This is a genomic window from Bradyrhizobium sp. Bra78 (genome assembly GCF_024519855.1).
Taxonomy (GTDB): Bacteria; Pseudomonadota; Alphaproteobacteria; order Rhizobiales; family Xanthobacteraceae; genus Bradyrhizobium; species Bradyrhizobium japonicum_G.
The window spans coordinates 100,411-114,055 of record NZ_JALJRE010000010.1 but is presented as its reverse complement, the minus strand read 5'-3'; the positions used below and the strand labels follow the sequence as shown (position 1 = coordinate 114,055).

General features: G+C 63.2%; 15 protein-coding genes. 3 read left to right on the top strand and 12 right to left on the bottom strand.

Translation table 11 applies throughout. The features are described 5' to 3' along the window. Positions 1–44 precede the first annotated feature (44 nt). From OC450_RS22335 to OC450_RS22310, 6 genes are all read right to left on the bottom strand, one after another. Entirely contained in the window at positions 45–818 is a 774-nt protein-coding gene (locus tag OC450_RS22335) for a gamma-glutamyl-gamma-aminobutyrate hydrolase family protein (protein ID WP_256807177.1), read from the bottom strand. Between the two features lie 133 nt (positions 819–951). Further along, positions 952–2,619, bottom strand: a complete 1,668-nt coding sequence (locus tag OC450_RS22330; RefSeq protein WP_262048693.1) for a hypothetical protein — start codon at positions 2,617–2,619, stop codon at positions 952–954. A 72-nt stretch (positions 2,620–2,691) separates the two neighbouring features. Continuing rightward, the gene (locus OC450_RS22325; protein ID WP_262048692.1) at positions 2,692–3,495 is read right to left on the bottom strand and encodes a class I SAM-dependent methyltransferase; all 804 of its coding nucleotides are present in this window, start codon (positions 3,493–3,495) and stop codon (positions 2,692–2,694) included. 150 nt (positions 3,496–3,645) lie between these two features. Continuing rightward, the gene (locus OC450_RS22320) at positions 3,646–4,512 is read right to left on the bottom strand and encodes a glycosyltransferase family 2 protein (RefSeq protein WP_211385991.1); all 867 of its coding nucleotides are present in this window, start codon (positions 4,510–4,512) and stop codon (positions 3,646–3,648) included. After that, the gene (locus OC450_RS22315) at positions 4,509–5,258 is read right to left on the bottom strand and encodes a class I SAM-dependent methyltransferase (protein WP_262048691.1); all 750 of its coding nucleotides are present in this window, start codon (positions 5,256–5,258) and stop codon (positions 4,509–4,511) included. The genes OC450_RS22320 and OC450_RS22315 overlap by 4 nt, the downstream gene beginning before the upstream one ends. A gap of 142 nt (positions 5,259–5,400) precedes the next feature. Continuing rightward, positions 5,401–6,849, bottom strand: coding sequence for a hypothetical protein (locus tag OC450_RS22310; protein ID WP_262048690.1), 1,449 nt, complete (start codon positions 6,847–6,849; stop codon positions 5,401–5,403). Positions 6,850–7,092: 243 nt separating this feature from the next. Here OC450_RS22310 and OC450_RS22305 point away from each other — a divergent pair, with 243 nt between their 5' ends. Next, positions 7,093–8,226, top strand: a complete 1,134-nt coding sequence (locus OC450_RS22305) for an AI-2E family transporter (RefSeq protein ID WP_211385988.1) — start codon at positions 7,093–7,095, stop codon at positions 8,224–8,226. Positions 8,227–8,317: 91 nt separating this feature from the next. On the opposite strand, the gene OC450_RS22300 is transcribed toward OC450_RS22305, so the two are convergent. The 6 genes from OC450_RS22300 to OC450_RS22275 form a co-directional block, all read right to left on the bottom strand. Continuing rightward, on the bottom strand, positions 8,318–8,614 hold the full coding sequence (locus OC450_RS22300) for an antibiotic biosynthesis monooxygenase family protein (RefSeq protein WP_211385987.1): 297 nt from the start codon (positions 8,612–8,614) through the stop codon (positions 8,318–8,320). A 101-nt stretch (positions 8,615–8,715) separates the two neighbouring features. Beyond that, a complete protein-coding gene (locus OC450_RS22295) occupies positions 8,716–8,952 on the bottom strand; it encodes a hypothetical protein (protein ID WP_211385986.1) in 237 nt (78 codons plus the stop codon). 57 nt (positions 8,953–9,009) lie between these two features. Continuing rightward, complete coding sequence (locus OC450_RS22290) at positions 9,010–10,230, bottom strand: sensor domain-containing diguanylate cyclase (protein WP_211385985.1); 1,221 nt, start codon at positions 10,228–10,230, stop codon at positions 9,010–9,012. 229 nt (positions 10,231–10,459) lie between these two features. Further along, complete coding sequence (rpsI, locus tag OC450_RS22285; protein ID WP_211385984.1) at positions 10,460–10,939, bottom strand: 30S ribosomal protein S9; 480 nt, start codon at positions 10,937–10,939, stop codon at positions 10,460–10,462. A 1-nt stretch (position 10,940) separates the two neighbouring features. After that, a complete protein-coding gene (gene rplM, locus OC450_RS22280) occupies positions 10,941–11,405 on the bottom strand; it encodes a 50S ribosomal protein L13 (RefSeq protein WP_091965253.1) in 465 nt (154 codons plus the stop codon). A 158-nt stretch (positions 11,406–11,563) separates the two neighbouring features. Beyond that, positions 11,564–11,992: a PaaI family thioesterase gene (locus OC450_RS22275; RefSeq protein WP_211385983.1), complete on the bottom strand. Its 429-nt coding sequence runs from the start codon at positions 11,990–11,992 to the stop codon at positions 11,564–11,566. A gap of 100 nt (positions 11,993–12,092) precedes the next feature. Between OC450_RS22275 and OC450_RS22270 the strand changes: the two genes are divergently transcribed. Together OC450_RS22270 and OC450_RS22265 are read left to right on the top strand one after the other, a co-directional pair. Next, complete coding sequence (locus OC450_RS22270; RefSeq protein WP_262048689.1) at positions 12,093–12,914, top strand: enoyl-CoA hydratase; 822 nt, start codon at positions 12,093–12,095, stop codon at positions 12,912–12,914. Positions 12,915–13,020: 106 nt separating this feature from the next. Beyond that, positions 13,021–13,605 (top strand): CoA-binding protein, encoded by a 585-nt coding sequence (locus OC450_RS22265; protein WP_211385981.1) that lies wholly within the window; start codon positions 13,021–13,023, stop codon positions 13,603–13,605. Positions 13,606–13,645: the final 40 nt, after the last annotated feature.

The window sequence follows — 13,645 nt, the reverse complement described above, 5'->3', positions numbered from 1 at the left end:
GGGTCCCGGATCCGCGCTTCGCCTGTCCGGGACAAGAAAGTGATCTACGCCGCCGCGCGCTGCCGCTCCACCAGCGCTTCGCCGAACGCCTCGAACAGCTTGCGGTTGATCGGATTGCGCTGCGGATCGTATTCGGCGTGCCATTGCACGCCGAGCGCAAAGGTCGGGGCTTCGGCGATCCGGATCGCCTCGATGGTGCCGTCCTCAGCGATGCCTTCGACGAACACGCGTTTGCCGGGCTCCAGGATGCCCTGACCATGCAGCGAATTGACCCGGATCCGCTCACAGCCGAGCAGCGTTGCGAACGCGCCGCCGGGCGTCAGCTCGACGTCGTGACGATCGGCGAACACCACGGTCGGGTCGGGATGGATCTCGCCGTTCTCGAGCCTGGGCATGCGGTGGTTCATCCGGCCAGGGATTTCGCGGATCTCGGGGTGCAGCGACCCGCCGAAGGCGACGTTCATCTCCTGCAGGCCGCGGCAGATGCCGAACAGCGGGATACCGCGGGCCACGCAGGCCACCGAGAGCGCCAGCGCCACCTCGTCGCGGTGGATGTCGTAGGGCTCGTGCTTCTCGCAGGGGTCGACGTTGAAACGGGTCGGGTGCACGTTGGCGCGGGCGCCGGTGAGGATGACGCCGTCGACGGTATCGAGCAACGCCGCGATATCGGTGATGTCGGGCGAGCCCGCGAACATCACCGGCAGGCCGCCGGAAACCTCGGCCACGGCGCGCAGATTACGCTCGCCGACCATCTGGACCTGAAATCGATTTTCGACGCGATGGGCGTTCCCGATCACGCCGACGACCGGCTTTCTCATCTCCCGTTCCGACCTCCGCGTAAGAAGATTCTCCAAACATGCCCTTCTGATGGAGCAAATTCAACCGAAGGGATCGCGGGACGGCAATGCTATTTTCGCGCCACCTGTGCCGCCTCGGCGGCCGGGCGGTCCCTCAGGTACCTGCGCGCCGCAAGGGCCAGGAGCCGGCCAAGAGCCGGATCCGGTCGAGCAGAACGGCCCCCAGGATGGCGCTGGCGCCGCCGAGGAACGGGATGACGTAGTAGGCATAGCGATTGAGCCCATAGATGAGGAATGCCGGAAACGCGGCGCTGACCAGCGCGAGCAGGACCATCAATGTGCCACCCGTCACCAGGTCCGCAGGCAAGGGCGGCGCCCATCCGAGCCGTGCGCCGACGACGCCCGCGAGCAGGACGACTGCGAGGATCAGCATCGCGGCAGACATCCACCGGATCGGTCCTGGGAGGTCATCGTACTCGCTCGAGACGGTCACTCCGCAGCACAGCTTGGCCCGATCCCCGCGCGGCTGGTAGCCGCGCGCCAGCAAGAAATCCAGCCCCTGCTGCAACTGATCCGGCGTCGGCAGGATCCGCCCCTCCAGCCGAGAATATGGCTTGTAATAGTCGTGAACCAGTTGCCCGCGTTTGAACCCGGTCGGACTTCCAAAGAGCGGGTACAGGTCCCGTTGGGCGAAGTACTCGTAACCCTGCGGACTGGACGCACGCCGCGCCACGGTATTTCCATCGAACAGCAGGAAGTACATCTCGCGCAAAAAATGCCTGGTGACATGCCGATACAGCGTCGACGGGGTGGTCAGCGTTTCGATAAAGATATCGCGAACCATCTTTTCGATCTCGGCCTGGCTATCGCCGGGTTTCGGCAGCAATTGGATGGCGCGGAAGGGCCATTGATACACGCCAGGATCGGCCCAGCCGGTCGGGGTGTCGGCCGCCCTCATCTTCTCGACAAACGCCCGCGCGTTGGCTTTCCGGTCGAGATAGATACCGTGGTCGTAGTCGGCGGAATAGCCGACAACGAAAGCCATGACCGCAAGGCTCTCATTGCCGACCGAACGCTTTCCGATCGCGTAATTGACCGCCGTCGGGATCAGATAAACGGCGGTGGCAAGGCCGCTTGCCAGTGCGAGCACGGCCAGTCGGCGGCCCCATCCGGCATCCAGCACCACGGCCAGCCAGAGCAGGATGACGGCGGCCTGTCCGACCGCCGCCGATCTGCAGGTCATGACGGCCCCGAGGGTCACCCCTGCGGCCGCCGCAGCGAGGTACGGCGGCCATTTCCTGAAGGCGATGCCTGCGGCGATGAAGGCCGCAAGGCTGACCAGGAAATTGGAAATGGTCTCGGCGCCAATCGTGTTGTCGTAGTGAACCGTGCGCCCATAGAGCGCGGCGATCAGAAAGGCCAGCACCGACATGATACGGGGCGCACCGGCAAGGCGCACCGTCGCGGCGATGAGCAGGGCCGTGCCGATGCTCAGCAGATGCTGGGCGATGACGAAGACCAGGATATGCGGCCCGAACAGCTTGGAGAGCAGCACCAGGAAGACCGCCACGCCGTACGGCCGCTTCCCCGCATCGTCGAGATAGTGGCCCTTCAGAATGGCGTCCGCTTCGTCCAGATAGGCGCCGCCATCCTCGTGGAGGAAATGGTCCGGCCAGGCCACCAGAAAAGCGAGATGCACCGTCAGCGCGAGGGCGACCACCCAGAACCAGATCCCGAGCCATGCGAGACGGCCGGTCCATGCGGCCAGTGCCGGCCGGCCCGTAGGCGGCGCCCCTGCGCCTTTGATGTCGGTAGCTGGCAATGGCTTCTCCGGATCGATTGACTGCGCGAAGGCGGCGACGGGCCTTCGCCAAGAACGTCAGGGCGGATCACCTCATGCCGGCCGGGTGCCGGACACCGTCCAGCTATAGCCGTGGCGATGGTAGAGCCTGATATCCCCGAATCCGTCATCCGACAGCAGCGCCTCTGCCTCGGCGCGCGTGTAGTATTTCGCGTAAGCGGGATTGAGCTGGTCGTAGATGGTCAAGCGGCGAACGCTGCGCGGAAACTTCGCCAGCACCGAGCGCATGTAGGACCGCATCGGGAGCGGCAATATACGGCACAGCCCGATATAGGCCGTCAGCACCCACTCCAGACCATAGGACAGCGCCACGAGCAGCCGATGCGGCAGCAGAACGGTGAGCTTGCGCAGCGGAATCGCGAGCGACAGATAGGTCTCGTTGCCTTCGTAGCCGTAGAGCCAGACGATGCAGCGTCCACCGGGGCGCAACGCATCGTAGGCCGCGCGGACGACGGGCGCCGGCGCGGGGATGTGATGCAGGACGCCCATCGAAACCACGTAGTCGAGTTCGAGATCGGGCGGCAACTGATCGCCGGGCACCTGCAAATACGCGACGCGGTCGGCGCCCTGGGCCGTGTTTTCCTTCAGGACCATCATGGCGGCGGAGGGCTCGACCGCAACGACATGACCGGCCCCGGCATCGAGCAGCATGTTGACGATGCGCCCCGTGCCGCTGCCGATATCGGCGACCCGCTTGCCCTTGACGTCATCCAGGGCGAGCAACGGCCCGAACAGATCGGCAAGGAGAGCTGCCGACCCGTAATAGCCGGGGTTGTCGCGGAACGCGGTCCATTGCTCCCCGAAATCGCTGATCGTCTGATCCTTCAGGTCCGGCATGCGTTCGTTCCTGGCCAGGTGCCCTCGCCGCCCGGTCCACGATGGAGCAGCGCAGCCGACATCGCCGCCGCCGCACGGCCGTCGGCGGCGCGACCGTCACGATGAACGACGCCCGCTATGCCGCACATCGCGTTCCCTCGCACAGGAAGGTCATGATCGCTGGTTCATGATCTGCTTCAGGAGCACCGCGAGCAGTCCCATCGCGACGACGAGAATGCTGAGCAGGATCGCGCCGACGCCCAGGACGAAGGCACTGACGAGCTGCAGGATGATCCCGCCGACCAGCGAGACCAGTGCGAGCGCCATGCACATCATTGCCAGCAGCACGAAGATCTTCAGCGGATTGTAGTAGGTGCAGGCCTCCAGGACATATTGCAGGGTCCTGACGGAGTCGCGGAACAGGTTCACCTTGGAGCGACCGATCCGCGTCTTGTAGTCGATGTTGACGTAGTCGACGAATTTTGCGTTCATCATGTAGGCCAGTGTCAGCGACGTCGTGAAGCTGAACAGATCGCTGACGTGCTGGAAGTAGGAGATGGCGACCTGCCGGCCGAACACGCGAAGGCCGGAGTTGATGTCGGGAATGTCGCGGTTGGCGGTGAATTCGACGATCGCCTTCAGGACGGCGCGCAACGGCGACTTCAGCATCGACTCCCGGTAGTTGGGCCCGGTCCGGGCGCCGACGACCATGTCAAAACCCTGTCCAAAGCGCGCGACCAGTGCCGGGATCGCCTCCATCGGGTAGGAACCATCCGCATCGCTGATGACGATCGTATCGTAGGATGCGGCGCGAATTCCATCCTTCAGCGAGCGGCCATAGCCGATGTTGTGGGGATGCCTGAGCACCTTTGCCCCCGCCTCCTCGGCGAGCGCGCCAGTCCCGTCGACCGAACCATCGTCGACGACGACGATTTCATAGGGAGTGAGCTGAGCGCCGTCGAGAGCCGCCTTGGCCCGATCAATGGTTTCAACGATGCCGTTGCGCTCGTTGAGTGCGGGAATGACGACTGAGATCATCGGCGACGTGCAATGCAGGTGACGGATTGCCCGAAGAAACTTCGCGAGAGCGGATCGAGCGCCCGCGACAGCGGCACGATATATTTGTCAAATAGCGCAATCTGCCCGTTGACGGCGTCATCGTTCAGCGACTGATGCCGCTTCAGGCGATTGGCAAGCCACCCCAATCCGCCAATCGGATTGAAGTAGCTGAGCCGAACGAGTTCGACCGGCTGATCCGCAAGCAGATCGCCTAGGCGCGTCGTGGTGTAACGGCGGCAGTGCCCCGCCAGGCGGTCGAGGTCGTTGTAGAGCAGCATCAGAGCCGGCACGCTGATCAGGAGGTGCCCTCCCGGCTTCAGCACGTCGACAAGATTGGCGATCGCCGTGGCGTCGTCCTCGATGTGCTCGAGCACATTGATGGTGAAGACGGCATCGACGCCCTGCGGAAACAGTCCGCGCAGTTGCTCTCGCGCCAAGATGTCGCAGACGGCAAACTTCCTGCCGGGCATCGCGGTCCTGGCATGCTCGACGCTCTCGCGATCATGGTCGACACCGCAATAGTCGCCGAATTGGCTAAGCCTGTTGCTGTAGTGACCGTGGCCGAAACCGACTTCGAGAATCTCGCCCTTCAAATAGGGGCGGAACTGTTCGATCACCCAATCCATGTAGTTTTGGGCGTCCGCAATCGCGCTCGAATAGGTATCGGCACCAGTCTTGAGACTGTCAGATGAAACAGGCTGGTGCGGACGAGAGGCTTGAACCATGCGGACCTTGCTTTCCGATCCCTCGATTAGCAGGGCAAATTGCGCTTCTCAAGGGAATACGCGCGTCATGTCGCGCTGCAGTTGCCGCCCAAATCCGTCGGTCCAGGCCGGCAGGTCCCGGTCGACCGACATTGAACGGTTCTCATTGCACGCTGCTGTAACGGGAACAGGTCGGCATTTGGTTGGTGGCAGCGAGGATTTCGGGGGTCCACTGGAAGCCCCACGCTTGCGCGGCCCCTTTCAACTCTTCCAGGGTCACCTTTGAATCATCGCGACAGGCGTCCTGGACCGCCAGCCGATATTTCTTCTCGACGTCGGCCGCGATAGCGACCGTCTTTTTGATTAACCCGACGGAGTTCCGATAGAACGGAACCACCGCCCACCACGACACGACGACCATCACCCCCGCAACACATGTCGAAAGAACCGCGCGCCTAATGCTTCCGCCCGTGAAGCAGGCTCGGGTGGAACTCAGCGCGTCGCAAAGGCGGACAACCGCTTCGGCGATGATCAAGCCAAAGAGCGGGCATATGCCGAGGAAGCTATACATACCACTGAATGAATGGACAAACGTGTGCTGGAGCATCACGAAGTACCAGGACAGGCTTCCAAGCAAGAGAATAAGAGCCGACACAGCAGAGCTGCGCTTGCGGATTGACAGCAAGATCACCGCACAGCCGGCCGCAATCGAGAAGGTTTGCAGGTCAAAGCTATATGCCCATTCCAGTCGGGATGCGACGACATCGGGATAGCGATCCCAATCCGCAGCAGAAACAAACTTGACGCCAGGATACCAATGGCTGTTCGGCATGCGAGCGTCGACGGTTCGAGCCACGAACAGGTCCAGCATCCGCAGAATTCCGCTCGTGAAGCCGCCGACGATGAACATGATCATGGCGGCTGTAAGCGTGGCGGCCGCGACAAGCGGAGCGGAAATCAGCGCAACGTCACGCAGGCGGGGGCGACCTCGATACTGCCACCAGAGACCGACCATCACGATCCACGATGACATATAGTAGAACCAGTAGTTCATGGCCATGAGGAACATGGCCAGCAGCGACCCCACGAGATAGACCCGCTCGCCTCGCTTCAAGTAGAGCAGAAAGAGCAGCAGCGTCAGGTTGAAGAACACGAACTCATAGGGCATCGTGTGCGTGACGCCGGAGAAGAACAGGAAGAACTGCGACAGCACCAGGAATACGGTGGCAAACGTTGCGGCGATAACGTCGCTGAACAGCAAATAGACCCAAAAGAAGAAGCACAAGGCTCCAATATTGAACAGCAGGATGGAAAGAACTTCGAGCGGGAGTGGAGTCGTCGCGCCGGCTCGTATGGCGAGTTCCGCCACCAGCAGGAACAATCCGGGATTTTGCGCGTCGTAGACCGGCAAATATGATTCGCTCGTGCCCGGATCGACGCGCTCCATGGCGCGCTGGTGAAGCATCACAACATGGGCGTTGTATTTCGCCTTCTCATTAATCGATTCCACGGCCGAAACTTCGGGATGCAACCTGAGCCATGCCACGTAGTTGGCGGCCCCAAGCGACGCCACGATGAGCATCGCTGCAAAAAGAGCCTTCATTCTCTTCATCAAACTGCTTCTCGAAACAGGCGTCGAAAAATACGTTGAATCGAGTCTGTGCCAGAACTAGCGGTTGAGTCAATCAACGGGTGCGATCGACACGTTCCTCGCGCAATGCCGCGGCTCGTGACGACGTCTGGGCCAACGAGATCTCAAGGACCGCCATCGTCCCAGCGACGTTGATGCGGCTTGATCCCGGCCGCAATAGAAGAAAGAGTGGCTTCGCAAGGACAGCTTGAAAGAGGAAGCGACGTGCCAGTCTCCGCCGACGAACGAACCCGGATCCGCACCGATCTGGCCTGGTCGATCTCGGTCGGGGGCATCGGTATCGTGCTGTTCACGGCCATGCTGGTCTTCACCTGGTATTTTGCGACCACCCTGCTCCTGATCTTCACCGGCATGCTGCTCGGCGTCGGCCTCAATGCGCTGACCAACGCACTCGGCCGCCGCCTGCACCTGCCGCATGCGGTGCGGCTGGCGATCGTCTGCACGTTGCTGGCCGCGATGCTCGGAGGCGTTGCCTATCTCGGCGGTGCCACCATCGCCGACCAGGCCTCGCTGCTGAGCAAGACCATCAGGTCGCAGATCACCAACGTCCGGTCCTTCCTCGAAAACCACGGCATCGACACCAGCGTGTTCGACCTCGGCAATGCCGCCCCCGCCGCCTCGACCGACACGGGCCCGACACCCGCCTCGAGCCCAGGCTCGCACGGCGGATTGTCGGGCGCAGGCGCGCTCGCCTCCAGCGGCGGAGCGATCGTAAGCCAGACCTTCAAGCTGCTGCTCGGAACTATCAGCGCCGTCGGCAACATCTTCATCGTGCTGTTCCTGGGCCTTGCCTTCGCCGCCCAGCCCAGCGTCTATCACGACGGCCTGCTGTTCCTTGCGCCGGCCAGACACCGCACCCGCGTCACCCTCATCATCGACCGCATCGGCGAGACGCTGGAGCGCTGGCTGATCGCGCAGATCATCGTGATGCTTGCGGTCGGTGTGGTGACCTGGATCGGGCTTGCCGTCATCGGCATTCCCGGCTCCTTCATCCTGGGAATCCAGGCCGGCCTCCTCGCCTTCATCCCGACCGTCGGCGCCATCATTGCCGGCGTCGTCGTGGTGCTCGCGAGCCTCGCCTCGGGCTGGATCCCTGCGCTGTCGGCCTTTCTCCTCTTCATGGGCGTGCACGCCATGGAGAGCTATGTGCTGACGCCGATCCTGCAGCGGCAGGCACTGGACATTCCGCCGGCGACGCTGTTCGCGTTCCAGATCCTCCTCGGCGTCGTGTTTGGAATCTGGGGCCTGGCGCTGGCGCTGCCGCTCGTCGCCATCGCCAAGGTCATGATCGACCATTTCAAGACGTATGAGGCGCCGCCTCTGGCGGAGGCGGCGTAGGACAAGATTGCGGAAAAGTTTGCAGCGGTTTTTCCTCGCGACAAACGCGGAGCGCGTTTGCGCGGAGATCATGCTCCCGACATAAAGCCGCTCAGGTCGTCAGCACGGTCTCGGTGTGCTCGACCTCGGGGGGCGTGGCAAAATACTGGCCGACGAGGCCGCGCCATTCGGTGAAGTTCTCGGAGCCGCGGAAATCGACGGTGTGGTTTTCCAGCGTGTCCCATTTCACCATCAGCCGGTAGCGCTGCGGCTTCTCGATCGACTTGTGCAGTTCGAAACCGTGAAAGCCCTTGGCGCGGCCAAAGGCGGCCTTGGCCTTGGCGACGGCAGCCTCGAAGTCCTTCTCGCTGCCCGGCTTGACGTCGATTTGCGCGATCTCGGTGATCATCGGTTTCCACCCTTCTTTGTTTGATGGGCGTGTCTACCGCAGACGGCGGCAAAGAAAAAGGCGCCGAAACGGCGCCCTGATCGGCCAAAAATGCGGCGCTCTCAGGCGAACAGCAAAGCGGTGCCGGCAACGATCAGAACGCAACCGACGAACAGCGCGGCCGGCCAATAGCTGCGGCCTTGCGCGTAGCGCCCCTGGGCGCGGCGCTCGGTGATCAGCGCACTCTCGTATTCGTCCGCGGTGGAGAACAGGCAGGCGAAGCCGCCGCGTGCCGAGGCTGCAGCGGCTTCGAGCGACATCAGGGCGGCCTGCGGGTTCTGTCGACGGATCGATTCCATGGCCACGATGGTAGGAATCGAATGGTAAACAGGGGATTACCGCAGGGCCCCTTTGCCTCAAGCCGTGACCGGACGCGCCTGCGGCGGACCGATCCGCGCCGCGCTCTGGCGGCGCCAGTTCTCCAGCGACAGCGGCAGCTCCTCGGCCGCCTCGACGCGGTTACGGCCGCCGCGCTTGGCCTGGTAGAGCGCGGTGTCGGCCGAGGCCAGCAGCACCTCGAGCTCGGTGCCGGCCGGACCGCCGGCGACGCCGATGCTGACGGTGGTGTCGACCGGGCCTTCATCGACCACGATACCGGAGGTCTCGAACGCCTCGCGCACGCGCTCGGCGACCAGCACGCCCTCCTCCAGCGAACACGGCAGCAGCGCCGCGAATTCCTCGCCGCCGATACGGCCCGACATGTCGGTCATGCGCAGATTGCTGACGACGACGGTCGAGAACAGTTTCAGCATCTCGTCACCGGCGGGATGGCCGAAGCGGTCGTTGATCGACTTGAAGTGGTCGATGTCGAAGATCATCACGGTCACGGGACGCCCGGCCTTGGCTTCGCGCTCGATCACGCGTCCGCAGGCCTCGGAGAAGCCGCGGCGGTTGAGCATGCCGGTCAACGGATCGGTGGACGCCGCGGTCCGGTGCGCGGTGACGGTGCGCTCCGAGACCAGCATGAAGATCACGAACACGGTGCCGACGGCATAGAGCACCAGCTCGACCGCGAACACGGTGACCCAGATGCTGGTGGAGAAACCGGCATCGTGCGGGCGCAGGAAGCTGCCGAGCAGGATCGGCAGCATCAGGACACAGCCGTGCATCACCGGCACCACGAAGGCCGGCCAGCGCCGTTGCAGGCTCTTGCGCCGCTCGACCCAGAGCTCGCTCGCGGTCAGCGCCGCATAGACCGACACGATGCCGGCGCCGACGATCATGCGCAGCATTGAAGCCGCAGGATCGAGCAGTGTAACGGCGGCGGTCCAAACGAGCGCACCGACGAGGAGCCCTGGCCAGTTCGGCTTGCGGCCGTGGAAGACACGCGCCGCATTCCACACCATGCCGCAGGCGACGAAACCGACCGCGTTCAGCGCGAGGTAAAGATGCGGGCCCAGGCTTTCGCCGGCTGCGGTCCATAGCGCGACCGAGGCGGCGCCGAGAAGATAGGCGGTGCCCCACCATTTCAGCGCAGGGCTGTTCTCCTGCCTGCCAAAGAAAACCATCATGGCGCCGAGCAGTGCGGCAACCATGGTGGCGACCAAATAGAGCGTGATGCTATCGAGCGACATCATGTCGGCCCCCTCTTGAACATAGCAATTACGCGATCGGCTCAGCCGATTTGCGCGCCCTTCCAAATGCGACGCTATGTCTCGCGGGTTCCATTCAGGTTTTCACGCAAGCCCAACTTTTCAGGAAACTCGTCATCAATTTGCGTACAAACGAACAACAAAAAGGGCGCTGAAATCAGCGCCCTTTTGCATCTCATTGAAGCCGCTTTCGCGGCGAATGTGACCGAAGCGATTAACGCTTCGAGAACTGGAAGGACCGGCGGGCCTTGGCCTTACCGTACTTCTTGCGCTCGACGACGCGGGAGTCGCGGGTCAGGAAGCCGCCCTTCTTGAGCACGCCGCGCAGCTCCGGCTCGAAATAGGTGAGCGCCTTGGAGATGCCGTGACGGACCGCGCCGGCCTGGCCGGAGAGGCCGCCGCCGGCAACGGTGCAGATCACGTCGTACTGACCGGAACGCGCAGCCACGGAGAACGGCTGCTCGATCATCATGCGCAGCACGGGACGGGCGAAATAGACCTCGACCTCGCGCGAGTTGACCGTGACCTTGCCGGCGCCCGGCTTGATCCAGACGCGGGCGACCGCGTCCTTGCGCTTGCCGGTGGCATAGGCGCGGTTGAACTTGTCGACCTTCTTCTCGTGCTTGGGCGCGTCGGGCGCTGCCGCCGTCTTGAGCTGCGAGAGCTGATCGAGCGACTGGATGGATTCGGCCATGTTATGCGGCCCTCGTGTTCTTGCGGTTCAACTTGGCGATGTCGATCTTCTCGGGCGTCTGGGCCTCGTGCGGATGATCGGCGCCGCCATAGACGCGGAGGTTGCCCATCTGGACGCGACCGAGGGGACCACGGGGGATCATGCGCTCGACGGCCTTCTCGAGCACGCGCTCGGGATGCTTGCCCTCGAGGATCTGGCGCGCGGTGCGCTCCTTGATATGGCCGACATAGCCGGTGTGCTTGTAATAGGTCTTCTGCTCGCGCTTGCGACCGGTGAGGACCGCATGCTGCGCGTTGATGATGATGACGTTGTCGCCGCAATCAACGTGCGGGGTGTAGGTCGGGAGGTGCTTGCCGCGCAGGCGCATGGCAACGATGGTGGCGAGACGGCCGACGACCAGACCCTTGGCGTCGATCAGTACCCACTTCTTCGTCACCTCAGCCGGCTTTGCCGAAAAGGTTTTCATGTCAGAGTTTCCGTGGACGGGGAGCATCGGCGCGAACACCGCACCGGACTGCGCGGTTTTCTAGAGAAGAGACGCGCAACGGTCAATGCCCGATGGTGGAAATTACATGAGTAAAATCAATAAGTTAAAAATATGGTGCGATATTACCTGCGAAAAGCTCAAACATTTGGAATGGAATAGGTCGAGGTGACGTGGGCAATCGGATCGGGCGACGTGCCGGACAGCAGCTTCACCTCCCCGACCGCCAGGCGCTTGCCGAGCTTGAGCAGCCGGGCTTCCGCCAGCACATCCTGGCCGGGCTGGCCCTTGCGCAGGAAATTGATGTTGAGATTGGTGGTGACGGCGAGCCCGATCGGCCCGATCGCGGACAGAAGCACCACGTACATCGCGAAATCGGCAAGCGCCATCAGGGTCGGGCCGGACACGGTCCCGCCCGGCCGCAGCATCCTTTCGCTGTAGCGCTGGCGCAGCAGGCAGGTCTGGCCGTCCGCGCTCTCGATCGTGATGTCGTCGCCGCCGAAGGCCTGGGGAAATTCCTCACGGAGAAACTGCTCGACCTCCACCACGCTCATTTTCGCTAACGCCATGCTTCGCCTCACCCTCGCTTCACTTCGCCTGCTACATTAGGTTATCTGCATCATCCATCCGCGTCATCCAAGTGCAAGAATCCAACCGGAAACGCTTTCGATGCCCGTCCAGGCCCGCGCCCCCTCCCCGCAACCGCCGATCCTGCTGCGCGAGACCGTCGGCCCCATCGCGGTCCTGACGCTCAATCGCCCGGCCGCGCGCAACAGCCTGTCGGAGGCGATGATCGCAAGCCTGCATGCCGAACTCAACGAGATCGGCGACGACAAGGCGGTCCGCGGCGTCGTGATCGCCGCCAACGGCCCCGCCTTCTCCGCCGGCCACGACATGAAGGAGCTGACCGCGCGCCGCGCCGATCCGGATCGCGGCCGCGCCTTCTTCGCGGAGATGATGACCGCCTGCAGCGCGATGATGCAGGCGATCGTCCACCTGCCGAAGCCCGTGGTCGCCGCCGTCCAGGGCATCGCGACCGCCGCCGGCTGCCAGCTCGTCGCAAGCTGCGATCTTGCGATCGCCTCGGACGCTGCGAGCTTCGCCACCCCCGGCGTCGACATCGGCCTGTTCTGCTCGACGCCGATGGTGGCACTGTCGCGCAACGTGCCGCGCAAGCAGGCGATGGAGATGCTGCTGACGGGCGAGCCGATCCCGGCCGCCCGCGCCCGCGAGATCGGGCTGATCAATCGCGTCGTCGCCGCCGGCACCGAGCGCGACGCCGCGCTTGCGCTGGCCGAACAGGTTGCGCTGAAATCCGCCTACACCGTCAAGCTCGGCAAGGAGGCATTCTACCGCCAGGCCGAGATGAGCCTTGCGGAAGCCTATCGCTATGCGGCAGAGGTCATGACCGAGAACATGATGGCGCGCGACGCCGAGGAAGGCATCGGCGCCTTCATCGAGAAGCGCACGCCGACATGGCGGGGTGAGTAGAATCGTCATTGCGAGCGAAGCGAAGCAATCCAGAAATCCCACCGAGGAAACAGACTGGATGGCTTCGTCGCTGCGCTCCTCGCAATGACAGCAAAAAGAAGAGCCAATGAACCACGACGCCTATCCCGACAATTACATCCGCGCCATCCTCAACAGCGTGAAGTCGATCGCGATGGTCGGCGCCTCGCCGGTCAACGTGAGGCCGAGCTATTTCGCGTTCAAATATCTGGCGCAACGCGGCTACGACATGATCCCCGTCAATCCCGGCCATGTCGGCAAGGAGCTGCTCGGAAAGCCATTCGTCGCCTCGCTGTCCGACATCGGCCATCCCATCGACATGGTCGACATCTTTCGCAATTCCAGCCACATCCTGCCTGTCGTCGAAGAAGCACTCACGCTCGATCCGCTGCCGAAGGTGATCTGGATGCAGCTCGGCGCGCGTGACGATGTCGCCGCGGCAAAGGCGGAATCGGTCGGCATCAAGGTGGTGATGAACCGCTGCCCCAAGATCGAATATGGCCGGCTGTCGTCCGAGATCTCATGGATGGGCGTCAATTCGCGCACGCTGAGTTCCAAGCGCCCGCCGGCACCGACACAAGGCATGCGGCTATCCCTCAATCGGATGAGTGTCGGCGGCGGTGACACCGCGGCGTCCGATCGCGCCGCCAAGAACAAGACCGAGCAGAGCTGACGCACTTGCGAAGGATTCCTTTCGCGAACGCGACAATGCG

Bases quoted from the DNA above. Each gene is read 5' to 3' on its own strand.
- OC450_RS22335 (WP_256807177.1), bottom strand. From the start codon at position 818: ATGAGAAAGCCGGTCGTCGGCGTGATCGGGAACGCCCATCGCGTCGAA.
- OC450_RS22325 (WP_262048692.1), bottom strand. From the start codon at position 3,495: ATGCCGGACCTGAAGGATCAGACGATCAGCGATTTCGGGGAGCAATGG.
- OC450_RS22320 (WP_211385991.1), bottom strand. From the start codon at position 4,512: ATGATCTCAGTCGTCATTCCCGCACTCAACGAGCGCAACGGCATCGTT.
- OC450_RS22315 (WP_262048691.1), bottom strand. From the start codon at position 5,258: ATGGTTCAAGCCTCTCGTCCGCACCAGCCTGTTTCATCTGACAGTCTC.
- OC450_RS22310 (WP_262048690.1), bottom strand. From the start codon at position 6,849: ATGAAGAGAATGAAGGCTCTTTTTGCAGCGATGCTCATCGTGGCGTCG.
- OC450_RS22300 (WP_211385987.1), bottom strand. From the start codon at position 8,614: ATGATCACCGAGATCGCGCAAATCGACGTCAAGCCGGGCAGCGAGAAG.
- OC450_RS22295 (WP_211385986.1), bottom strand. From the start codon at position 8,952: ATGGAATCGATCCGTCGACAGAACCCGCAGGCCGCCCTGATGTCGCTC.
- OC450_RS22290 (WP_211385985.1), bottom strand. From the start codon at position 10,230: ATGATGTCGCTCGATAGCATCACGCTCTATTTGGTCGCCACCATGGTT.
- rpsI (WP_211385984.1), bottom strand. From the start codon at position 10,939: ATGGCCGAATCCATCCAGTCGCTCGATCAGCTCTCGCAGCTCAAGACG.
- rplM (WP_091965253.1), bottom strand. From the start codon at position 11,405: ATGAAAACCTTTTCGGCAAAGCCGGCTGAGGTGACGAAGAAGTGGGTA.
- OC450_RS22275 (WP_211385983.1), bottom strand. From the start codon at position 11,992: ATGGCGTTAGCGAAAATGAGCGTGGTGGAGGTCGAGCAGTTTCTCCGT.
- OC450_RS22270 (WP_262048689.1), top strand. From the start codon at position 12,093: ATGCCCGTCCAGGCCCGCGCCCCCTCCCCGCAACCGCCGATCCTGCTG.
- OC450_RS22265 (WP_211385981.1), top strand. From the start codon at position 13,021: ATGAACCACGACGCCTATCCCGACAATTACATCCGCGCCATCCTCAAC.